A 24,315-nucleotide genomic window follows, 5' to 3' on the forward strand; every position below is an offset into this window, starting at 1 on the left:
GATACCCGATCAGGTGAAGTGGAAGTTGCTCTGCTGGAGGCTGGCCACTGTCGTGTTCTTCAGGGTGATCTTGTCACTGGCATCGGCCGTGATGATCGTATCGGTGCCGGACTGTGTCGTGTGGGAGAGCAAGGTCGCCCAGTCGGCGAACACGGTGTGGTCGATGTTGATCTGATCGGCACCGGTACCCGAGGCCTGATACCCCGTGACCGTATCGAGGCCGAAGCTCGGCTTGAACACGAAGGTATCGTTCGAGCCGGTCACCGTAACCGAGCCGCCATGGCCGAAGTTGACCGTGTCGTTCGAGCCCGTCACCGAGGCAGAGATGGCGTTTGCGAGAGTGACCGTGCCGCCGGAGATCGTCGCCGTTCCGCCTGTTCCGCTCGCGAAGGTGACCGAACCGCCGGTGCCGGTCGCCGTCACATGGGCTGTATTGCCGGAGATGGTGAGTGCACCGTTGCCGGTGATCCCGACCGTATCGGTTGCGCCCGTCACCGTGGCACTGGCCCCGGCGCTGATGTTGATCGTCTCCGACGAGCCCGTGATGGTGTTGCCAGTTCCGTTCACGGTGATGGTGTTCCCGGTCCCGCTGGCCGTCAGGCTGGTATTGCTGGTCAGCGTGATTGCATTGGTGTTGTTGACGACCGTCGCCGAGGCGCCGTTCTCAAGTGTGACCTGGCCACCACCGCCCGTCACCGTGACCTTGGCCGAGGTACCCACGACATCGACCGTGTCTGTGGCGCTCGACACCGTCACCTGCGCGGCATTGCCCTTCAGGGTCACGGTATCCGAGGTGCCGGTCAGGGTCAGGACGCCGCCGCCTTCCACCGTCACTGCCGCAGACGACAGGGTCGCGGTGTTGGTGATGCCGGTCACATCCAGCGTGCCACCTGTGCCGGTGCCGGTCAGCGCGTCGCTTCCCGTCTCCTTGATGGCGTTGCCCGATCCCGTCAGCAGCACAGCTGTGCTGGTTCCCAGGTTCAGGGTGCCATTGCTCATGGTCGCCTTGCCGCCGGTTGCACCCTTCATCGTTACCGTTGCGCCGCCCCCCGTCGCTGTCACCGCATTGGTGTTTCCGGTGGTCGACACGGTGCCATCGTTCGTCACGTTCACCGTGTTCGACGCACCCGTCACCGTCGCACTGGCATCATCGGTGATATTGATAGTGGCCGAACTCACACTCAGCGCATCGCCGGTGCCGTTGACATTGAGGATGTCGCTGGTGCCGCCCGTCACGGTGAGCGTGACGTTGTTGCCGATATTGATGACGTTGCCTGTTCCGGTGATTGATGCTGTGTCCGTCCCCGTGTCCAAGGACAGGATGTTGTAGTTGCCGGTAATGGTCGCCGTGTCGTTCGAGTTGGTTGCCGTCGCCGACAATCCACTGCCCACTATGACGGCCGTAGAGGTTGCGGTTCCGCCGACCGTCGTCGACGGCGTGGTGGTGACGGTCGCCGTTTGTTGGCCATCGGCCGCGACTTTCTTGACCACGGTCTGCTTGAGCGTGCCGTCGGTCTTGTAGTCCGTCACGGTCTCTGTGATCGAACCGTCCGCATGCGTCGTAGCCGTATCGATGTGATCGATCGTGCCGTTGTTGTCCGAGTCCTCGCTGAGTGTGGTGATCAAACCGTCGGCGCTGATGGTTTCGGTACCCAGGGCCTTGACCACGCCCGTCGAATTGACGTCTTGCATCGTGCCGATCTGCGAGCCGTCGATCTGGGTCTGCCAGTTTTCGGTATGCTCATAGGTGCCATTGCCGTCGTAGTCGGCCTGGATCGTCGTGGTGAGACCGTCGGCGCTCGTGGTCGCAATGATCTTCGACGCGACGGTCTTATTGCTGGTAGCGATCACCGAATTCCACAGCACCTTTCCATCCATCGGCTTGACCGACTTGGAAGTGGCATCGTTGGTGCTCGTCGTGATCGTCGAGTTATCGATATTGTCGATCGTCTTGCTGATGGTCTGGTGAACGGCTTGTGCACCGGTGTCGCTCGTGTAGCTGGCGTGATAGACGTTAGACCCGATACTCCCTACCCCCATCGTCGAGGCAGTCGATGTCGCGTAGGTGAGTGTCGTCGTATGCGTTCTGCCGTCGGCGCTCACCGTCGTTACCGTGGTCATCAGCAGCTTCGCCGTTATCGCCGTGCCCCAGCCGGACGCGGTCTTGGTGCTGGTCTGATAGTCCTTCACGGTCTCGGTGGTGGAGCCATCGGCGTTGTTGACGCGCACGATACTGCGTGTGTTGTCAGTCACGCCGTCGCCATTGAAATCCCAGCTGTAGTTAGAGGTCAGGCCATCCGAACTGGTGGTCTCAGTGGTCTTGGAAAGCATCGTTCCACCATAGTTATAGTCGGTGGTGACATCAGAGGAGCTGCCATCGACCTGCCTGGTAATGACCTCCGTCTCGTCATTGGTGCCATCGCCATTGGCGTCGCGCTTGATGGTGGTGACGAGCCCGTCGGCACTGACCGTGGTCGTTACCGTATCCTTCAGGCTCCAATCAGCGTTCAGATCATTGACCGTGGTCTGTGTGGAACCATCGGCCAGGGTCGAGGTGTATGTGATGTGGCCTTGGGTCATGGACCCTGAGCCCGTGGTATCCTCCTGCACCCACACCGTGCGGCCGTCGGCACTGGTGGTCTTCGTCGCGCTGGACATCAGCGAGCCGTCCAGTCTGGTGTTGGTTATGGTCTGCGTGGTCGAGCCGTCGCCATTGAGCACCGTGACGTCATCGGACTCACTGCGCGTGGTCCCGGTGATCCAATGGGCGCTGACCGCCCAGTCGAGTTCGGCCGCCTGGGTATGTGATATCCCCTCCGGAGAATCGATGATCGCGAGTGCCAGGTCAGGCCGTGACATGCCACCGTCGAGGGAAGTCTGCCACTGGGCAAGCTCAGCGGTGGTCGGGGAACGTCCCAGGGCATTTTGATAGAGCAGCGTGATGTAGTCGCTGTCGCTCGGGCTGCCATAGGCTTCGTCGAATTCGCTTGAATCGAGGAAGTCGGATGCGATGTCTTCCGGCGTCGCGGTTCCCCCATCCAGTTGAGCGAGATAATCCTCATATCCGCCCCAGTCGGGATCCCGGTCGAAGAAGCCATGATAAAGGCGATAGAGTTCGCTCTGATGGCCCGAACTGTCGTTATTGCCTTCCCAGACGATCGTCTTGACGAGGCCGTCGCCGCTCGTGGTCGTCATGTAGCGGTGGGATTGCACGCCGGAATGGCTCTCCGCCAGGGACTGCGTTGTCGAGCCGTCGGCATTGTAAGTGAGCTGGCTGGTGATCACTTCCGGGAAGCTGCCGGTGCCGGTCAGGTCATACTGACTTGCCGTGGTCAAGCCATCGGCGCTGGTCGTGATGATCTCCTTGTCCTTGAGGGTTGCGGTGTAGACCGGATTGGCCGAAGTCGCGACGCCACCCGTCAGTGTCGAGTCCGTAATGGTCTCCACCTTCGAACCATCCGCATTGATCACCGTCACATCGGTGGTGAGCTGCTCGGCGAGCCCGTCGCCATTGGCATCGTAGTAGATCGTCTTCGACAGGCCATTGGCGCTGTCGGTCTCATAGCGCCCGTTGGTGCCGCCGTAACTGCGCCCGGAGGCGGATTTGACGGTGCCGTCCATCGACGAGACCAAGGTCGACGCGTCGGCATTCACCTGGGTCAGGATGGTTTGGTCGACGGTGCCATTGCCGTCGATATCCTTGGTGACCGTCGTCGTCAGTTGGTTGGCGCTGACCGTCGTGGTGGTTTTGTTCGCCTGGCTGCCGGTGTTGGTCACCACTTCGGTGATGGAGCCATCCGTATTCAGCGTCTTGGTATCGGTCCGGGTGCGATCGACGATCCCGTCGCCAGTGTCGTCCCATGTCGTGACGACCGATAGGCCGCTTGCACTGGTCGCGAGGATGACCTTGTTCTTCAGCGTCGTTGTGCCGGTATACTCCGCCAGCGTCTCCGTCTTGGAACCATCCGCGTTGACCACCGTGACATTGCTGGTCGAGAGGTCGATCGTACCGTTGCCGTCGAGATCGGTCTGCGTCGTGGTCGACAGCCCATTTGCGCTCACGATCTTGGTCGATGTCGAAGTCAGCGTGCCCGACGCGTTGTAGGTCGAGACAGTCGTTGTGGTCGAGCCGTCGGCATTGACCACGGCAGTCGAGGTAATGTCGTTCACGCCATTACCGTCGAGATCGCTGGCGACTGTTGCCGTCTTCCGATCGGCGCTGGTCGTCGTCACCACGTTCGCAATGAGGGTGCCATTGGCATTCGTCGTGGTCTTGGTCTCTTGCTTCGAGCCATCGGCATTCAGGGCCACGGCATCGCTGATAGTGAGGTCCACCGTGCCGTCGCCATCAAGGTCCTCGGTGGTCACCTCGGACAGCCCGTTACCGGATGTCGTGGTGACAATCTTGCTGATCAGAGCTGATCCAGCTCCATTGTACTTCGACACGGTCTCGGTCTTGGAACCATTGGCATTCAGCACAGTCACATCGGTGCTGTCGCTATCGAAGACGCCATCGCCATTGGCGTCCCCTTGCCTTGTGATGGACAGCCCATTGCCGCTGGTCGTGAGGACACTCTTGCTCAGCAGGGCCCCGCCGCCGCTCAGGCTGCTCTTCGTCTCGGTCCTCGAACCATCGGCGTTGAGCACCACGACATCGCTGCTCGAACCATCATAGACACCGTCGCCATCCACATCGGTCTGCGTCGTCGTGCTCAAGCCGTTCGCAGTGGTTGTGGTGACGGTCTTGGAGACCAGCGCTCCGTTGATCGCCGTGTTGGTCACGGTCTTCGTGGTTGAACCGTCGGCGTTGCGCACGCCAACCTGCGTCTGGTCGACATGGCCATCGCCATTGGCGTCGCTAGTCACCGTCGTCGTCAGGCGGTCCGCGCTATCGGTCGTCACCGTCTTTGATAGCAACGTCCCGTTGTTGCTGGTCGTCGATACGGTCTCGATGCGGCTGCCATCACCATTCAGCACGATCGCGTCGACCGTCGTACGGTCGATGGTGGCATCACCGTTGAGGTCCTGCTGCCGGGTCTGTGTAAGGCCATCGGCAGTTGTCGTGGCGATTGTTTTGTCGATCAGCGTGCCATTGGCGCTGGTGTCGGACACTGTCTCCGTGCGGGAGCCATCGGCATTAGCGACGATGACGTCCGTCGTCACGGAATCATAGGTGCCATCGCCATTGATGTCGGTCTTGGTCGTGGTCGAGAGACCGTTGGCCGAGGAGGTGATCAGAGAGCGATTGATAAGCGTCCCGTTCGGGGCGAAGTTCGAGATCGTCGTGGTGGTCGACCCGTCGGCATTCACCACAATCGTCTTGGTCTGATCGACGGCGCCGTCGCCGTTGCTGTCGGTGGTCGTGGTGATCGTCTTCCTGTCGCCGCTGGTGACGGTGACAGTCTGGCTCAACAGCGTGCCATTGCCGCTCTTGTCGGTCATCGTTTCGGTGCGAGAGGCATCGCCACCGACCACGGTCACGTCCGACGAGACCTGATCAAAGCTGCCGTCCGAGTTCAAATCCTCCGACACGGACTTGGACAAGCCATCCGCGCTGATGGTGGTGACAGTCTCGTCGCGCAGCGAACCATCCGCATTTTTGTCCTGGACCGTCGTCGTGATCGAATTGTCGGCATTGACGGTAATCGAAGAGGTGGTGACGAGATCGAAGGTCCCTGAACCGCTATGATCGGTTTGCACCGTCTTGGAGCGGGCATCGGCGCTGGTCGCAATGACCGTTTTGTCGAGCACCGTACCATTGTTGCCGGTATCGGTGATGGTCTCCGTGCGGCTATTGTCGCCGTTGATCACCGTGACGTCCGTGGTGATCTGGTCGAAAGTACCTGAACCACTGTTGTCGGCCTTGGTCGTCTTGCTCAATCCGTCCGTGCTGGTGGTCACCTGCGTCTGGTTGATCACCGTGCCGTTGGCAGCCAGGTTCTTGGTGGTGGTCGAAGTCGAGCCATCGGTGTTCCTCACGAACACCTGGGACTGATCCCAGATGCCGTCGCCGTTCTGGTCGACCGTGGTCGTCACGGTTTTGGTATCAGCGCTGGTTGTCGTCGCCGTCTTGTCGCGCAACGAACTGTCCGCATTGAAGTCGCTGATCGTCTCGGTCGACGAACCATCACCGTTGGAGACGATAGTGTCGGTCTGAGAACGGTCGAATACGCCATCGCCATTGTCGTCATATTTGATGGTCTTGCTCAGGCCATTCGCGCTGACGGTGACGACATTCTCGAAGGCTTCCGAGCCATCGGCATTGTAGCCAAGGATGTCGGTGGTCACCGAACCGTCGGCATTGGTGGTCTGGCTCTGATGGATGACATAGCTGTTGCTGTCGCTCGCCAAGGTGGCATCGCCGACCTGGCCGGTGGTGCCGTCGGACTTCGTATAGGTTGTCGTGCCGGTGATAGCGGAGCCATCATTGAAGGTCTGGCCACTGCCAGTCGGTGTCAGATCGATCGAGGTGATTCCGAGTGAAGCCAGCGAGACCATCTGGCCGTTGACCATGACCTTGAAGTCAGACCAGTTCGCATCACCGGCGTCGAGCTTGCCATTGTGGTTGGTGTCGAAGACATCCTTGATCGCCTGGAGATCGGAGGTAGCCGACGGATCCCAATCCGTAAAGACGTACTCCTTCTCCTCGCTGATCTTGCCATCATGGTCGGCGTCGAAGACCAGCACACCATCGCCCGCCCCGGCCCAGGCGGTGCGGTTTTGGTAGCCATCGCCATTTTCCTCGACGAACTGTGTAGAAGAGGAAAGCGAGGTAACTTTCAGGCCATTGCCATCGAGATCGAGAATGACGGGCTTGCCGCCCATATTTTCGCCGCTCTCTGCGCTTGCACGACCTCCCATGCCGTTGCTGTTCATGCCGGGCCCAGCTGGGCCCGTGCCAGCACCGCCGCCCGTAGAGCCGCTATTTCCGCCATGACTGCCGTCGCCAGTAGTATGAGCGAGACTCTGTCCGCTTAGAATGCCACCAATAAGATTTCCTATACCTCCGACGATCCCCCCAATTAATCCCCCAACAGCGCCTAAGGCCCCCCCTATGAGGCCGCCTAGGGTTGTTCCAGTAGAAGGGGCAGCGCTTACATCATGAGGCGGGGGTGGAGAAGCCAACCCAAAGGCACTCAGAAAGGATTGAACAATATGTAAAAAAACATCCCTATCCTTTACCTGGCTTGGTGCTGGCAATGAGCTCCGAACAGCCGTAACTAAATTCTCACTCGCGTTGGCTAACTGCTCTTCAGTGGCAGATATTCGTGCAGGATCGCCACTTGCCAAGGCATTCGCCAGGTTCTGCTGCTTGTCGGCGACATTTTGGGCGTCTTCCGCGGCAATTGAGCCATTGCCCCAGGCCCCGGCCGTAGCTGCTCCGAGCCCATATCTATCTGTAATCGTTGAGAAACTGGCGGCAAGCGTAGAATTGTGCTCCAGTCCCGCGACCAATCCTACGTAGTCTGATACAGAGTCATTATGGACTCGAAATCCATCGGCTATATAAGTATGCAACTCCTCTACTTCAAAATTGTAGGTTCTCCAGCCACGAGATACTTCTACGGATAACGCAGCGGTGCCTTCAACAAATTCCTCAGATCCAAGAGCTTCCTCATAATTACTCCTAGTAAATTCATTGTATTTTAGATAAACTGCGGTAGCCCGCGTTGTCGCTCCGTGTGCGCTTACAATACTGCCACCTCTTGCTACAATCGAATCGATGCGCTCAAATTTGCCATTTTCATTTAAGAAACGATGACCGGGCGTAACTACGATTTGCGAGTTCACAATCATCCATTCAGACGTTATGCCTCTAAATATTCGCGTTACCTTTTTGAAAACAAGTGTTGAATTTGAACCGGAAAACGAGAGAACGATATCACCAGGCTTGATGTCTCGAATATAAGAAAACTGGTCGTTACCAACCTGAATTTTTGCATTACCTGGGAAACAAAAACCAGTGCCTGCACTCCACATGACATTCGGCAGTTCTATATCTTCGCGACGAACCGGCTTATTGGCCACATATCCAACATAGTAAGCGCCAATAAAGGCTCCGGCCAAGCCACCCCCAAACGCTCCAACAGGGCCTCCAAGAAATGCACCTATCTCTGCACCATCTTCGCCCCCGATAAGTGCCCCACCGAGTGCCCCGCCTAACGCCCGCGTCGCAGCCCCAAAGGCCACCGTACCTGCAGCTCCTCCAACTCCCGAGACATAGTTCTGTAGCGCCCCTGCCGCAAAGTTATTTGTAGGGGCCACTTGTGAGCCAAGTGTATTACCGATTGCACCTCCGATGCCACCTGCTCCCGCGGCACCCCCAATGTCATCCAGCCCACTCATACTTCAGCCTCTTCCTTTGATTTTCTGGAACGTGCGATACTACTTAGATGTTAGCAAAATTGCTCCGAGGAACGATAGGGCGCCGAATATAAGACATAGTACTAGAAGATTTTTTTTTCCTGTTGCTAGAAAGGCAATTACTCCAACTGTCAGCGCTCCCAGCAGCAAGAAGAATTTTTCGAAGACGATTGTAAGCATTGGTTCGAACACCCTCAGAGGTTCAGCGAGAAGCTTTATAGCTATAGCAGCGAATATAAGTTTGCAGTGATCTGGCGTCCGGTGTCATTCTATCACGAAATGAGCACTTAAGTTACGACGTTGCACCGTTATTTTACGAGATCGTATATTGTTTCTAAACAAAAGCAAAGTAATGTTGATACTATCTGTGAATTCTAGAATATAGCCGCCCACTCCTCCAGATATTATTAAATTTTTCACGAGTGTTGCATCCTTTAGTAATTAAATCGTTGGATATCGGCGGGTCGTTAGCTGCGGTGATTAAGATGTTACTTATCCCATTTTTTTCCACAATGTAATTAGTTCACTGTGTGGAATACTGAAACATTTATTGGTTAACGAGTAGTCGCTTGGCTACTATTAAGCAAGACGACCCCCATGACACCTCAACTCGTAGACACCGATGATCCGGTCTTTACAATTCTAGAATTGCTGAATATGCTTGGCGTACGCTATAGTTGTGAGCTCGATAACATCTGCCATAGGTAATTGTAGTCCTACAATTTTAGTTCAGGAACTCGTATAAAATATTTATATACCCGAGAGATAAGGCTTTGTGATCATTTTATATTTGGAAAAATATTGTCTTGCTAGCGTCGTTGATTTTGGAAGTCATCCAGTGACGGCTCGCAAAACTTGTAGCGACCTGCTACTTCGCCTTAGCCGCCAGAGCCGTGCCTTCGTTGCGTAAACACTCAAATCACGCTGGAGTCACGCGGCTTCACGCATTGGCATTGCATATTAAATAATACAACCTATGAGAGCATTGCCGACTTACCGGGGTGCATGAAAAAACCGGAGGTGCCGCGCCGCCATTTTGGCCGCTTTCTGTGAAGGTCGCCATCCTTTACTCCGGCGCTTGAAGTCGGTGTCCGGTGTGCCGTCGAGCACGCGGGTTTCGCAGTTGCTGTTGATTAGCAGTTCATGGCGATACGGGTCTTCGTCACTGTTGGTGCTGATAGCAGTTCAAGTGGGAGCATGCGCGCTCGCAAAAGCTCGAGGCCGGAACGGCCATACATGGAGCGCTTGAGCGTCTTGTTCACCTGGGTACTCAAGCGAGCACGGCTACGAGCGCCTCTATACGAACCAGCATACCGAATAATCACAGGAGCGCCTTTGCGGTCAGCGACTGTCTCAAGGGTTATGCTAATTGGACCTCCAGCGTCGTTCCCTACTCAACTAATCGCCCACGCCTTTCGGACGCCACGACACAGGATCGCTAATCCAGCGACTGACGTCGGATTCATGCCAACCCGCGCCGTGGACACTGATCTTGATCTGGTGTGGAAACGTGCCTTCGGCGATCTTGCGATAGAGGGTGGAGCGGGACAGCCCAGTCCGGGACAGCACGGTTTTCAAGCGGATGATACGGTCTGGTTCACGCATCGCCGCCCTGCCTCCTGCCCGCTTCTTCTGGCTGCTCCTGATGTGAGACAGGACAGACCATTGCGGGCGCGCAAGAGGATTTTGAGCGTGGTCTGTCGCATTGCCTCAATGAAAATGTTACCGAGCGGGCGTCGTTGCCTCACCTAAAATGTTACCGGCGAACACCCATGCCGTCATGATGCCCTCACCACTAGGGAGGCATCGTGAGGACGAAGATGGCGCATGCCATGCGCAATGGAGCTCGCCGATGTCGTGAGCCATTGTCTTGGAAGTCAATGGTCGATTTGCTTGATTTGAGTGTTTCGGCAGGCGTCGAGAGGGTCAAGGCTGGCGCATCGCGCCACCGCTTACGCGGCTCGCGGCCTTGACCCTCTCGCCGCCTGCGGAACTTTGGCCATCAAGCGAACGACGCCGGGATCTCACCTCAGACTTGGCGGGTCTCCAGGCCCCAGGAGGCGCCGTCGCGCAGGACCGCATTGAGGATGGTCAGAAACCGGTGTAGCGGCTCATCGGCGAAATCAGCGTCCAAGTGCCCTGCGTCGCTCCCGCACGTGCGGGAGCGGGTAACATCCTTGGTGAGGCATTCGGTAACAAAATTAGGTGAGGCAACACGACATGGTCCAACCGCAGCGAAGGAACGGCGGTAAATAGGACGGATCACAAGCCGATCCCCCTCCCCCTTCCAAGGTCGATGCCGTGGTTGAAGGCGAGTTCCAAGCCGAGACGCCGGCCTGATTCGAACCCGATGCCGAGTTCGGCCTTGCGGTTGGCGAGGATGGATTCAAGCTGCGGATCCCGTTCCAGGCTCTTGGCCATATCGCTCATGGCAGACCGCGTGGTTTTGTAGCCGGAGATGTCGCCTTCCCTGTACTGACGCTGGCTGGCCTGGTCGAGCTTCTGCCAGCGTTCCACGAAGCGGTCGGCGCGGCGGCTCGGATCGGTGCGGATTTCGGTTTCAAGCTGCAGGGCTTGGACGGTGCGGTTGATCCGGCCGCCAGCCGCCTCCTGCACGAGTTCCGGGTTCTTGACATAGGCGGCTTCGGCATCGCGCCAGCCATGCGGCCGCACCTCCTCGAAAGCTTTGCGGGCGTCACTCAGTTCACGCATCTGTTCGGGATTTTCCTTACCGCCCGCTTCCCTGACGGCGAGGATCGCATCCACCGCACGGGCATGACGTTTGAGCGCCTCGCCGCGGGCTTTGCGCAACGCCGCTTGCTCGTCCTCGACTTTCTCTCCCGCGGGCGCCGCGGGTTCGCGTCCCGCCTCCTTTCCGGCCTCTCCTCCCGCCTTCCGTACAGCGCCTTCCCGTTCTGGCCTCTGCACTTCGTCCTGGTCAGGCGCATCGGCCGACGGTCGCAAGCCGTCAAACAGAGTGCGCACCTTCTCGGGTACGATCTTCCTGACGATCTCGGTAACACGCTTGCGGAAGCTGATGCCACGCTGCTCGGCATAGGCCTGTGCGGGATCGGCGCGCTCGTAATCCGAGGCCATGTCCTTGGCCCGGTCGCGCGACAGGGTGCGGACCAATCGGTTCTGATCGGAGAAGTCGTCACGGCCGTAATAGAGGTCCATGCCATCACGGTGGCGCGACAGGGCGACATAGCTGGCATGGGCATCCAGGCCTGGCGTCGCCAGCACATGCGTGCGGTCCACCGTCATGCCTTGTGCCTTGTGGATGGTGGCGGCATAGCCATGGTCGATGCGGTTGTAATGCTTGAGGTCAAAGCCGACAGTTCGGCCATCATCCGTGCCCACGGTCATGGATTGTGCGCTGACTTCCAGAATGGTTCCGAGCGTGCTGTTCTTGACGCCGAGACCGCGTTCGTTCTGCAGGAACATGACGCGGTCCCCGCTGGCAAAACTGCGCTCGCCGCGCTCGACAATGAGATGCACGTCATCGCCGAGATCGCCGGCGTCCCTCATGCGTTCGCGCGCCGCCTCGTTGAGGGCGCGGACCTCGTCATTGGTGTGGGTGAGGATGATCCGGCTGTTATCGGGTGAAGCCTGCCGGTCGCGATCCCAGTGCTCGATCAAATCCTCTCGCGCCTGTTCGCGCGTCTGAGCTTCATGCACCATGCCATGGCTGTCATAGGCGCCAATGGCATCCCCTGTCCTGCCTGTCGCGAGATCGCGCGTGGCCTCGCGCTGCCAGTCTTCCTGTTGGCGGCGGACTTCGCCGATCTCCGCGCCGCCATGGCGGTCGTGGATCGAGCGAAACGCCGCGCCCGCCTCGATGGCCTGTAGCTGCTGGGGATCGCCGACCAGCACCACCTTGGCGCCGGCCTCGGCGGCATGGGAGAGCACGCGCTCGAGCTGGCGCGTGCCGACCATGCCCGCCTCGTCGATCACCAGGACATCGCGGGAAGTGAGCAGATCACGGTCCTGTCCCCAGCCATGTTCCAGGCTGGCGATGGTGCGGGAGGCTATGCCCGATCCACTTTCGAGGTTTTCGGCCGCAATGCCGGACAGGGCCACGCCCCGGACCTCATAGCCTGCCGCTGCCCAGGCCTGCCGCGCCACGCCCAGCATGGCGCTCTTGCCGGTACCGGCATGGCCAACCACGATCGCAAGATCGCGGCCATCGGTGACATGCGCCAGTGCATCGGCCTGCTCACCCGACAGGACAAGCCCGCGCTGTTCAGCGGCAGCAAGAGCCTTATCCCTTTCCCGGTCATCAACCGCATGGCGCTCCCTCTCTGCCATGTGCTCGGCAGCCCGGTGCAAGCGCTGTTCGGCTTCGATCATGGTGCGGGTGGTGAAGCGATCCTCGCCCCGTCCGTCCTTGCCGAGTTCAATGAGATCGGGGGCGCTGCTGATCGCTCCCATCACCGCATTGAACTGCTCGAGGCCATCACTGTGGCGGTGGACGAACATCGCCATGTCGCGGCGCGTGAAGGTCGATTGCTGATGCGTGATGGCGTCCAATGCCAAAGTGGGATTGGCGAGGATACGCACCCCATTGCCCCGCGCGATCTCCCGGTGCAGTTCCGCGCGATCCGCCTCAAGCCCCTCCCTCTCGATGCCCCGATCTTGGATGCCCTCCTGCTCGATGCGTTTGGCAGGCGCGCCGATCTGGCTCTGCGGCTCCAGCCCGATGCCCTGGTCTTCCAAGCTGCGGTGGTCGATGCGGGCATCGATGTCGAGCTCTGCCAGACGCTGATTGGCAAGCTCGGCCCAGCGTTCCCGCCACTGCTCGACCATCTCCGTGCGATTCCAGTCCCGCACCTTCGGACCGAAGCCGTGTCCGTCCCCATTCACATCTGCCTGGCGCATGGTCAGCATGACATGGGCATGGGGTTTGGGCATGCCATCTTCGGAAAAATCCCAATGCACATTGAGATCGGCGATCATGCCCTGGTCGACGAATTCGGCCTGCACGAAGTCGCGGGCGAGCGCGATGCCCTGCGCCTGACTCAGCTCGCGCGGAAGGGAGAATTCGACCTCGCGGGCAAGCTGGGCGTCCTTTCGGATCTCGAAGGCCTCGACATCGTTCCACAGCCGCTCGCGGTCGCTCCAGCCCGCAGGTGCGTCCTCCGGCAGCATCACCTCGGAATGCACGACGCCGCGCTTGACCGAGAAGTCATGGCTGCGATCAAGGCGCTCGTCCCGCAAGCGTGAGGCCGAGCGATAGGCGGCGGAGGCAACCGCACTGGAGCCGGATTTGCGGCCAATGACCTTGACGTGAAGATGATAGATTGCCATTGCGATCGGATCAGTGGCACGGCCAAGCGAACGTCGGAACGACGTATAAGCGCGCCCTCCCTCGAAAAAATCTCGGGTGGGACCTTCCCGTCCCAGCCTGTCCTGGCGACCCTACAGCCTTTCGCGGGGTGCTCACCTATCATTGCCGCATCAACGGCTTAGGGAGACGATGATGCGCAAGCCAAGGGATTTCGATGCCGAACTGAAGGCGCTTGAGGACAAGACACGGGAGCTCAAGACCCGCAAGGTGCAGCAGCTTGGCGAACTGGTGATCGCCACCGGGGCTGATGCGCTAAGCGCCGAGGAACTGGCGGGTGCGCTGATCGTGCTGGCCGAGACGAAGGACGCCGGCAGGAGGGAGGCGTGGGCCAGACGCGGAGCGATGTTTTTCCGGGGGCGAGCACGGCGACCTGCACCTGCGACTGATCACGACACTGGAGGCACTCCGGCGCAACCGCATGGCGAGCAACAGGCATCAAGCGGTACGAGCGAGACATGACATGCGTTCGTGGCAGGTCGAGCGCCGTACGCGCACGCGGCATCTCATCGAGCTGGGCGGGCTCGTCGTCAAGGCAGGGATCGTGGACCTGACCGGCGACGATCGCGCCTTGATCTATGGCGCGCTCCTTTGGATGGCTGACAAGCTCAAAAGCGAGCAGGGAGAACAGGCGCGTGCGCTGTGGGGAACCAAAGGAAAGCAGGCGTTCGAGAACGCATGAAAACACGATAAACTTGCGGAATGAGAACGTGCTCCAACGCATTGGCCAGTGTGCGCCGCGAGTGTCACGACCGGAGAGCAGGAGTAAACGTGATGACGAGCCTATTGGACGCAATCAGCGATCAACTTTCCCACTTTGCCATTGGGTTGGTTGAACGAGTGGAAGGAGCGGGGAGCAAGGTTCTAGGTTCGGGCGTGCTCGTATCAATCGAAGGTCGGCGCGGGATACTGACCTGCGGACATGTTGCCGAACAGTACGAGGCCCGCTGCGACATTGGGCTGGTTCGGTTGATTGCCGGAACCCAAAAAAGACAGATCATCGATATCACCGATGCACACCACATCATCGTCCATAGCAGCGATAATTGGACAGAAGGGGACCTTGATCTGGCGTTCACTTTTTTGAACCCGGAGGTTGCCGATTCCATCGCCACTCAAAGTGTCTTCCTCAACGCCGAAAAGAACCGGACGAAGATCGAAGGTGGGGAGCCAACAGTTTATTCTTGTGTCGACGTGATGTTCGGACTGGTAGCCGAATATTCGGAAGCTCCGGCCATTGAAGGGGGCAAGTTCGTTAGCCCGATGCGTGCCGTTCTCTACAGTGGGAAGATGCACAGCGACAAGAACGCTCTTTTGCGCTTCCAGACGACAAATGATGATCCCAACGAATTGCCAAAGGACTTTGGCGGTCTAAGCGGTAGCGGCCTTTGGCGGATCCATTTCATGGATCATGGAGATGGAAAATTCGAAATCATCCACAAGCAGCTTTGGGGCATCGCCTCGTGGCAGATCGACAAGCAAAACAACAAAGGAGCGGTTGCAGGTCAGGCGTGGGACAGAATTGATCAGGCCCTCATTCCCTGCGTGCGCGATAAGCTCCAACTCTAATCATGGTGGCCAATTGAGCACTATGGCATCAAGGAAAGGTGGGTATTTAGGTCGGCTGTAGATCGCTTGGCGTCGGCGCACGTCGGTTGCAGAGTTCCGGCTTGTCAAGTTGGCGCGGTAACTTGGAACGTGGGGCATTGCGAGATGGGGGCGGATTGGACCAAAGACAAAACGCGCGGCAGCCGCTCAAGCTGGAATCCGTTGACTTGGTTACAACATCGACTGGTAAGGAAGCACCAAAAGACAAGTAGCACCGCCCGTTCCGATAAGGGAATAGGCGCAGATGCACCGATCCAAACTGCGGGGCAGGATCGCCTGAGGCGGGTGGACTTTGCTGGACAGATCGCCCGTGTCCTTTCTGAACTCGATTTGCGGGAAGGCCGCGTATTCACGATCCGGGGAGGCTGGGGCTTTGGTAAGTCGTCGCTCAAGAACTTGGTCGCGGAGAAGCTCGATGCTGACGAGAACGGCGCCGATTGGCTCGATTTCAATCCGTGGCAATGGGGCGACAGCGACGCTATTGCTCGTGCACTCTTCGGTCAGATCGCGGACAAGCTCGGCAGCCGGTATTCGGCGGATGCCGCTGCCAGCGCCGAAGCGTTGCGTCGGTACGGCACCATTCTCAGCGGCGCCGCCGAACCGCTGAAGGAAGCTGGTGCCCGGACGCAATTTTGGTCGATGGTCTTAACGAATGCTTCGGTAATCGCAATTGCGTCAGGTATCGGTTTCGATCTACCGACCGTAGCCAGAGTCGCAGCGGCGTTCGCTGCCCTTTCAGCGGTGGTATCCATTGTAGGTCGAGTTCTGACGTACCTGGGGCGGGATCGGACGGCCGAGCCGTTAGACAAGGTACGGCGTGAACTGGAAAAGAGCCTGCGCAAGCTTGACCGCCCGCTCGTCATTTTTGTGGACGACATTGATCGGCTCGAGCCTGAGCAGATCAGATTGCTCGTTCGGCAGGTAAAGGCGAATGCCAATCTGCCAAACTTGGTTTTCGTGTTGCTCTTTCAGCCGAGCATTGTCGAACGTGCGCTGGACCCGATTGCAGATGGCGCGGGGCGGGCGTTTCTTGAAAAGGTGATTCAGACGAACTTCGATCTGCCAGCAGTTCCCACGTCCGTCGTGCATGGCATCTTTGGAGAAGAGCTTTCGGCTTTGGCAGGGGCTTATGCGACCGAGGATAATGGCTTCCAGCAAACACGCTGGGGCAATGTATTCGTCGGATGCATCCAGCCCCGTTTGCGCAACATGCGTGACGCGCGTCGTTTGATATCTTCCATTGCAGTGCACCTACCGCTACATGCCGCGCGCAATACCTTCGAGGTGAACGTCATAGATTTCTTGGCGCTCGAGACCCTTCGCGTGTTCGAGCCCGATCTGCATGAGAGGCTGTTCGGGGAACGTGATCTCCTCCTTCAATCCAGCCATTTTCGTGGCGATGGGCGCAGGGACGCGGATCGGGCCGCGATCGAGCGGTTTCTGGAGACCGTGCGCGACGAGCGTCGCGACTGGACCAAGGATATGCTCAAGGAACTTTTCCCAACTCTGGAATGGGCCTTCGGCGGCACCAATTACGGCGAGGACTGGTACCTAAAATGGCTTGCTGCGAAACGCGTGTGCTCTTCTCGCTACTTCCCGCGCTATTTTGAACTGCAGACAGCTTTGGGGGAGCTTTCCGAAAGCGGTTTCGTTGACTTCCTGGCTGCGACGGTTGACGAGCATAAACTCTCGGTCGCGATAGCGGACATCGAAGCAAATGGCCTGCTGGCCTCGTTGGTAGCAAGGCTCGATGAGTCGGTGGAACGTCTGCCGGTTGAGAATGCAAGCTTACTGCTGCCGGCAATGTATGGAATGGGAGAGAAGCTGGTTGATACGCGTGAAGCCGGTCCATTCAGCTCGCCCTGGCTCTCGGCTTGGAGAGCGACGAGTTGGTTCCTAAAGCGCATTCCAAGCGAGATACGAGGCAAGCTGGCGATCGAAGCATTGGCGCGAAGCGAGGCGCTATCGGTTGGAGCAGTCCTTATACATCTCAGCGATCCAGCGGACAGGGAGGAAGGGAAAGAAGACCGCTCCGAACCCACATTAGACATACAGACGGTGGAGGCCATGAAAGTTGAGTGGTTGCGACAGGTGAGAATCCGCGCAGGCGAACCGGGCCGACTGATCGCAGACTCCGATTTGGTGTCGCTGCTGTATCGCTGGCGGGACTATGCGGGTTCGATGAACGAACCGCAGGCGTGGGTGGAAGACGCGATCAGAACTGACGAGGCCTTCGTGAAGGTGATGACCAGGCTGATGAGTCGAGGGGCAAGCCAATCTTTAGGGGATCGAGTCGCGACGCCGCATTACACGTTCGACCGAAAGATCATCGAAGATTTCATTGGCATTGACAGGGCCAAAACCAGATGTGCCGAAATTGATCCGGCAGCATTTTCGCAGGACAAGATCACTTTACAGACACTGCAACGCCAACTTGGGAAGTGGTTGGAGCCGGCGGAAACGTGATCCCCTCGACCTCCGAACGATGCCCTACCCACTTCGTTGGCGTTTTTTTGCGAGTCCCTATTTTCAGTCTCGTCATGGTGCATTCCTTCGCGGGAATCACGTCACGCTGAACATCACCAGCCTGCTATGATCGCTTTTCTACCGAGAATTTGCAGAACTATGACTACCGTACCCATTGTTCGGCGTCCGTCGAAGGAGATTGTAAAGTTGTCGGAGCATGGGGAACACAAGCCGTTTTATGGGAGAGCAATGGAGTAGACATAGTTCTCATCTTCACCTGAGATGGCGCGCCACATAGCCCAACATCTACCTTGGTTGAGAACGCCGAACACCGCCGATTACCACACGAATTTCAGCCATCAGCCGCGAATTTTGATGTGTCGGCGAACGAGGCGCGCAAAACCTATGTGACGAAATAAGAAGGACGTCGCCGATTTAAGAATATGTTGGTGGGTGGTATTCTGCTACTGTAGCCTGCTCACGCCCGCGGTCGTCTGTGTAGAAACTTAATAAGCTTAATTCACGCAGTAATTTGTGCCTTTCTTGATGCGCTCTAAGCTTCTTCCAAGGGAACAAAATTATGCTTATCGACCCCTTTCAGTCGATATTTCTTATATGATCGGTATATATCCTCTGAGATATAAAAGTCGCTTAAATAAATACTCTCTCGCCAGAGATGGGAATTTCTAATTGTATCGCCGTGAGACGTTCTTCGAGGAGGGTATGTTGGAGTCACTATCTCAACACCATGACCCACTGGTTGACGAACAAAGCTCGACTTTTCAAAGATAATGGAGCTCAGGAGTTTGCAGACGTTAAGTAAATAGTACTCACCGTCAAATATTTCTGCATTTGTTCGAAATAGCTTTATTGAGAAGAATTGATGAATATCTGGCTCATAAAACTCTATTATATCGCGAACGATATGATTTACACATATTTCACTCATAACGTGAAATATATCCGGAAGAACTTTAGTTCTACCTGCCATTTTTGCTCGATGATAGACCGAATGGATCGGGGGTGTCGTCATCTCAGTTAGCCGATAGCCCCCTTTCAAACTCCAAACGCGTCCTGGCATCTCTGGAAAATATTGATCTCCATTATCGTTGATGGCCTTGAACATGGGCGCGAACTGAGGGGTAACGGAAAGACCTGTTATGCAATAGGCCATGATAACTTACTTTCGTTCTCAAATAATCAAGCATGGGACGAGTGATAGTGGCGTGCGCTTTCAGTTCCCACTTCGTTCCGAGTGCGTTTCACTTAAAAACATCTCATGAATCCTCTGAATTTGGCAATCTCTTATCGCCCATCGGGACCTTCAGGCATCAGTTGCACAGTCGCTCGCTCCGCTTTGGCGCTGGCCGCTGTCAACGTATTTCGCCCTTTGAGTTGTTCAATGTGGAGAAAATCTTGAGGATTTCAGCCACTCCCTGCGACAACTACAACCAGAACTGCGAACCCGACTACCGGAAAGGATGGTTATTGGTATCGTCGCAATCGCAATGCCGCAGAAGCCGCGGATACGATTTACGCCAATGCGGCGGGCATTCCTGCTCCGGCTTGCCGGCGCCATGTTGTTCGACGCGGCTGCATTCCTCGCCGTGCATCGCGCCGCAGTTGGAGTTGTCCCTGCCAACGGTGAGGACAGCATTTAAATCTACATCGGCAACTTGATCGGGGCGCCAGGGAGGACAAAACTGAGCACTCATATGTTATTGTTTGTGCGATGTAATTTTTTGTAGAGCCAGCTCCGCGTCAGATCCAGCTACCCGCATACTAACTCTCATCATGGTTTCAGCGATATCCGAGAGGGATGCCGCACGACTGCGTTCCCCAAAACCAACGATCTTCGCCTCCAGCGACCCAGGCGGCGACTCGTGAATCAAATGGACAGGGGGCAATTGGGTCTTGGTCTGGGACGCGCTCTCCCGTATCGATGTTGTAGGCGAGCAAGGTCGCTGGCGGAAACCTGCGCACGAAAATGTTGTAGATTTCTTCAGCGAGTTGGCGACTTGATTCATCGTTGGCTGGAAATGACAATCGAAGCCACAAGTCGTCTACATCAAGGCCACCTTTCTCGCGAAGGAGTATCGCCGGTTTTTGGGGGCGACAGAGATAGGTATACCAACGGGGAGGGTTGTTTGCTTGAAACGCCGCGTGCTGAATGAGGCCAAAAACGGGAAATGATCCCACGCCCTCGATATTTGCAATCTCGAGCGGCCAATGCTGCATGGTGTACATTGGACCGGAGCGGCGCGCCAGACACATCCGCCAACCGATCGCAAACTCGCCTCGATCGCAAAGTTTGAAATCGTGCCAATTACCATTTACGTCATCGCAGCCCATCACTTCCGATAGATTATTCACAATATCATCGTAGAACTCTATTGCAGAAGGATGTGTGCAAATAACTCCAAGATCGAGAAAGGTTGTCTCGCCGCTTAGGTCGAGCAGGCCTTCCTTCAAGATTTCGACGGCTGTTGGCAGCGGGGGAGCGTAGCCGTTGATCGTGATCCCAGCATAACGACACAATTGACCCAAGGACAGGCCGCCATGCAAGTACGGGCCAATCACTGCCTCTAACAAAGCATCGCCGGCATACGCCTCTTCGCCCGGATGCGCTGCAATATGAACCGACAAGTTGCCGCCTCGATACCGGCAGTAAACCTCGCAATCGTCAGCCATTTTTCCATAAAATTGAGCGGGTGCCCACCCACCCCCGGCGAGTGCGGCAACGTCGAGATTAAGAGGCCTGAGTTTTGGAGGAGTGAAGAAAGGAGGTTGCGTCACGGCGGTAAAATCCGAAAGTAAGTGCAAAAAGTCAGGAAATTGTTTGATAAATTCAGCGTTAGGCTGGCGCCACATATTTTGAAGCTAGCTGGATTACAACGTCGGCTTTTGGAATTGGAAAAACATTCCGGAAATGGGGCGCAAAGCCGTCGTGTTCTCTGCAGTGCCCAGCTTTATCCTGACCGGTGGAAATATGGCGCGCCGGAGAGGATTCGAACCGTTATCGGATCGCTGTCAAAATGCCCTCTCCGCCCCACTTTGGCGATCCTTGACTGACCTGCTCTGAATAGTATTCGAGCGTGTGACCATACGGATCAGCGACCGGCATCATGGGACTGGCACTAACCGCGCTAGTGCCCTGTGAGCTAGGCATCCTGCGCCAGAGTGTTCCTGGGTCTCTTTTTATGGGCACGGGTTGCAGCTCTGTGCTGCAACCTTGCCCGTCGGCGAGACCGGGGTAGCAAGGGGCAGGAGAAGACTATGGCATCGTGGAATAAATGGAGGGGACCCGCTTGCGGGGAGGCGGCCGTTTATGCCGCGAAAGGCCAAAGACTTCTCTTGACCCGCGCGGGGGCGGAGCCCCGAGCAATTTGAATAACGGCCTATTCAGTCTTGGGATCGAGGCTCTTTGAAGCGAACACCCGCGCCACCGCCGTTGTCAGGAATGAACTCAACACCTGCGGCTTCGAGGGACAACTGCAAAGCTGTGAGGACCGAACCAGATACCTTATTTCCACGCTCGAGTTGTACAATCGTGCGCAGGCTCACTTGAGACAACTCCGCAAGGTCCTGCTGCGTCAGGTTCAGTAGGCCACGGGCGGCCCGCACCTGTGATGGAAAATTCTTCATCTACTGCGCACATTCGGATTTGCGCAAAAAACGCAAATATGCCAATTATATGAACTCGGCTGGGTTGGGTGCTACGAACACCCAACCCAGCCTCACCACCACCCAAGCTGTAGGGAGCTCGGATCATGGCTGATTCTGAGACTAGCACGAGTCTGCCTGTCGTCTCGCGCAGACGATTGATTTCAACGGGATTGGCTGCGTCGACAGCGCCGTTCCTGCCCCGCTTTGCGAGAGCTGGTGAGGAAACCGACCCCGCCGTCGATGCCTGGCGCGCGTGGGATGAGGCCTCTCGCGCGAGCCTGGCGCTCTGCCGCAAGCAGCAGCGCCTAGAGACCAAGCTGCAGCGAATGGTGAGTCCGCCTCAGATCGTCCAGATCCCGGCCGGCGGGGGCAAGCCGATACGCATCACCTGCGCGCGCGACGTAGAGCGATTGGACCGTAACGATCCGACCATGGCCGCCCTCCGAACCCAGGCGCTCTCTCAACTCGAGCAACACCGCCAGCGTTGGGAGGATGCCGACCGTCGGCTCGGCTATTCCGCCGCGCTCGCCGAAGAAGCCGCGGCCTTTGACTACGAACAACAGCTGGCTGAGGCATTGTGGAACATGGCACCGTCCTCGTTATCCGGCGTCGCCGCCAAGCTCGACGCCGTGCTGCGTTCGGGCGAACCGTCGGAGGACTCGGATGAGTTCCCATGGCCGCAACTGAGGCTGATACTCGCCGACCTCCGCCGTCTCACGCCAGACCATCATGAGCGGTTTTCAGAAAGAGCAATCGAACCGGCCTAGCTCTGGGCTCATCCGTAGGGGGAGTTTGGCCGATGCTCACGAAGTTTTGACTGCCCCGCCCTTTCCCGCCGTTTATCGCCGCGTTTATCCAACTTGCGTCTTGACCCGCGTCCATACGAGACAAGCCTTTGTTCCAGCTCGACTTTTGTCTTGCGCCCTGCCCCTGCCCTGGCGTCCTTTGCCGATGCATAGGCTTTCGGCGAGAGGAAACGGGACGATCGTGGCCAGTCGACAAAGGACATCAGCTCCCAAGCATGGCGCGAAGATCGCAAGGGGCGAGCGTGCCTCCTTATCCTCGCCCCCTGCCCGGCCCGATCCTCGCCTCGTCGCCCTCGTCCACCTGCTGGCGCGACAAGCCGCGCAGGCTTTCGTGCTGGCCGAAGCCCGATCGCGGGAGCAGGATGACCTCCCCGACTGAGGAGATTCGCCGATGAAGGTGGCGCTCTATGCCCGCTATTCCTCCGACAACCAGCGCGACGCCTCGATCGAGGACCAACTGCGCCTGTGCCGTCGCCATGCCGACCAGCAGGGCTGGAGCATCGTCGACAGCTACACGGACCGGGCTATTTCGGGAGCGTCCCTGCTCCGTCCCGGCATCCAGGAACTGATTGCCGATGCGATGCGCGGTAAGTTCACTGTGGTCCTGGCTGAAGCCATGGACCGCCTCAGCCGCGACCAGGAGGATATCGCCGGCCTGTTCAAGCGCATGGCATTTGCGGGCGTGCGCATCGTCACCCTGTCGGAAGGCGATGTCACCCATCTGCATGTCGGCTTGAAGGGCACGATGAACGCGCTCTTTCTCAAGGACCTCGCCGACAAAACCCGGCGTGGCCTACGGGGCCGGATCGAGCATGGCAAATCGGGCGGCGGCCTGTGCTTCGGCTACGACGTCGTCGGCCAGACCACAGCCGGAGGGCAAGCAATTCGAGGCGAGCGAACCATCAACGTCGCCGAGGCGGCCATCGTGCGCCGCATCTTCGCCGATTACCTCGCCGGCAAATCCTCACGCACCATCGCCTTCGAGCTGAACCGCGAAGGGGTGCCCGGACCGCAAGGCGCCGAATGGGGGCCCTCGACCATCCACGGCAACCCGAGGCGCGGCGTCGGCATCCTCAACAATGAGCTCTATATCGGCCGCCTCGTCTGGAACCGGCTGCGCTATATCAAGGATCCGGACACCGGCAAGCGCGTCTCGCGTCCCAACCCCGAATCCGAATGGGTAATCCAGGATGTCCCCGCGCTGCGCATCGTCGAGCAAGAGACCTGGGATGCCGTGAAGCTCCGCCAGCAAACGCTCGCCTATATGCCGTCCGCGCCTGGCGAGAACAAGCTCAACGAGCACAGGCGCCCTCGGCATCTGTTCGCGGGCCTGGTGAAGTGCGGCTGCTGCGGCGGCGGCTACGGCATGATCTCGAAGGACCTGCTCGGCTGTAGCACGGCCCGTAACAAGGGAACCTGCGACAATCGCCTCAACATCCGACGCGACACTTTCGAAGCTTCGGTGATGAATGGCCTGCGCACCCAGCTGATGGAGCCGGCCCTGTTCGAGGAGTTCTGCGAGGCGTTCACGCACGAGGTCAATCGGCTACGCATCCAGCGAGGTGCTGATGCCGAGGCCAAGCGGCGAGAACTTGAACGCACGAACCGGGAACTGGATAAGGCCGTTCAGGCGATCCTCGACGGCGTGCCCGGCGAAACGCTCAAGGACACGATCGCTGCACTGGAGGTCCGCAAGTCGGAACTGACCGGCATGCTCGCGAATGTCGAAAAGCCGCCGCCCCTGCTCCACCCGAATATGGCGCAGTTCTACCGTCAGCGTATCACTGACCTGCACACCAACCTCCAGGACCCATCGACGATCGGCGAAGCAGTGGCGATCCTGCGCAGCCTGGTCGAGAGCATCACCCTGGTCCCGGATGCCGGCACGCTCGCCATCGTGCTGCGCGGGGATTTGGCCGCCATGCTGCGCTTTGCCGCCAGCAAGAAAAACCCCGACGTCCTTTCGGAGGTCGGGGTTTTGGGTCGCTTGCTGTCGCAAGCATCAGTGGTTGCGGGGGCAGGATTTGAACCTGCGGCCTTCAGGTTATGAGCCTGACGAGC

At 58.0% G+C, this 24,315-nt stretch carries 13 protein-coding genes; 7 read left to right on the forward strand and 6 right to left on the reverse strand.

Annotated elements, in window-relative coordinates:
- Nucleotides 1-9 precede the first annotated feature (9 nt).
- The 3 genes from QQL24_RS18540 to traA all read right to left on the reverse strand — a co-directional run bounded on the left by QQL24_RS18540 (nt 10) and on the right by traA (nt 13,671).
- Entirely contained in the window at nt 10-8,346 is an 8,337-nt protein-coding gene (locus QQL24_RS18540) for a DUF4214 domain-containing protein (RefSeq protein ID WP_431310711.1), read from the reverse strand.
- A gap of 1,416 nt (nt 8,347-9,762) precedes the next feature.
- Complete coding sequence (locus QQL24_RS18545) at nt 9,763-9,969, reverse strand: helix-turn-helix transcriptional regulator (RefSeq protein ID WP_284313778.1); 207 nt, start codon at nt 9,967-9,969, stop codon at nt 9,763-9,765.
- A 657-nt stretch (nt 9,970-10,626) separates the two neighbouring features.
- Nucleotides 10,627-13,671 carry a Ti-type conjugative transfer relaxase TraA gene (gene traA / locus QQL24_RS18550; protein ID WP_284313779.1) on the reverse strand — a complete coding sequence of 1,015 codons (3,045 nt, stop codon included), beginning with the start codon at nt 13,669-13,671 and terminating at the stop codon, nt 10,627-10,629.
- Nucleotides 13,672-13,843: 172 nt separating this feature from the next.
- Between traA and QQL24_RS18555 the strand changes: the two genes are divergently transcribed.
- The 4 genes from QQL24_RS18555 (at nt 13,844) to QQL24_RS18570 (ending at nt 17,782) form a co-directional block, all read left to right on the forward strand.
- Entirely contained in the window at nt 13,844-14,170 is a 327-nt protein-coding gene (locus tag QQL24_RS18555; protein ID WP_284313780.1) for a conjugal transfer protein TraD, read from the forward strand.
- A 1-nt stretch (nt 14,171) separates the two neighbouring features.
- Nucleotides 14,172-14,390, forward strand: a complete 219-nt coding sequence (locus QQL24_RS18560) for a conjugal transfer protein TraD (protein ID WP_284313781.1) — start codon at nt 14,172-14,174, stop codon at nt 14,388-14,390.
- A 92-nt stretch (nt 14,391-14,482) separates the two neighbouring features.
- Nucleotides 14,483-15,277 (forward strand): hypothetical protein, encoded by a 795-nt coding sequence (locus tag QQL24_RS18565; protein ID WP_284313782.1) that lies wholly within the window; start codon nt 14,483-14,485, stop codon nt 15,275-15,277.
- Nucleotides 15,278-15,421: 144 nt separating this feature from the next.
- Complete coding sequence (locus QQL24_RS18570) at nt 15,422-17,782, forward strand: KAP family P-loop NTPase fold protein (protein ID WP_284313783.1); 2,361 nt, start codon at nt 15,422-15,424, stop codon at nt 17,780-17,782.
- 553 nt (nt 17,783-18,335) lie between these two features.
- Here the strand turns inward: QQL24_RS18570 and QQL24_RS18575 are convergent.
- The 3 genes from QQL24_RS18575 to QQL24_RS18585 all read right to left on the reverse strand — a co-directional run bounded on the left by QQL24_RS18575 (nt 18,336) and on the right by QQL24_RS18585 (nt 21,427).
- Nucleotides 18,336-18,908 carry an imm11 family protein gene (locus tag QQL24_RS18575; protein ID WP_284313784.1) on the reverse strand — a complete coding sequence of 191 codons (573 nt, stop codon included), beginning with the start codon at nt 18,906-18,908 and terminating at the stop codon, nt 18,336-18,338.
- A gap of 674 nt (nt 18,909-19,582) precedes the next feature.
- On the reverse strand, nt 19,583-20,653 hold the full coding sequence (locus QQL24_RS18580) for a hypothetical protein (protein WP_284313785.1): 1,071 nt from the start codon (nt 20,651-20,653) through the stop codon (nt 19,583-19,585).
- A gap of 531 nt (nt 20,654-21,184) precedes the next feature.
- Nucleotides 21,185-21,427 (reverse strand): helix-turn-helix transcriptional regulator, encoded by a 243-nt coding sequence (locus QQL24_RS18585; protein ID WP_284313786.1) that lies wholly within the window; start codon nt 21,425-21,427, stop codon nt 21,185-21,187.
- A 125-nt stretch (nt 21,428-21,552) separates the two neighbouring features.
- Here QQL24_RS18585 and QQL24_RS18590 point away from each other — a divergent pair, with 125 nt between their 5' ends.
- From QQL24_RS18590 to QQL24_RS18600, 3 genes are all read left to right on the forward strand, one after another.
- Nucleotides 21,553-22,215, forward strand: a complete 663-nt coding sequence (locus tag QQL24_RS18590; RefSeq protein ID WP_284313787.1) for a hypothetical protein — start codon at nt 21,553-21,555, stop codon at nt 22,213-22,215.
- 220 nt (nt 22,216-22,435) lie between these two features.
- Nucleotides 22,436-22,633, forward strand: a complete 198-nt coding sequence (locus tag QQL24_RS18595; RefSeq protein ID WP_284313788.1) for a hypothetical protein — start codon at nt 22,436-22,438, stop codon at nt 22,631-22,633.
- Nucleotides 22,634-22,645: 12 nt separating this feature from the next.
- Nucleotides 22,646-24,304 (forward strand): recombinase family protein, encoded by a 1,659-nt coding sequence (locus QQL24_RS18600; RefSeq protein WP_284313789.1) that lies wholly within the window; start codon nt 22,646-22,648, stop codon nt 24,302-24,304.
- The last annotated feature ends 11 nt before the right edge of the window (nt 24,305-24,315 follow it).

The organism is Labrys miyagiensis (assembly GCF_030160835.1).
In the GTDB taxonomy this organism is placed as follows: Bacteria; Pseudomonadota; Alphaproteobacteria; order Rhizobiales; family Labraceae; genus Labrys; species Labrys miyagiensis.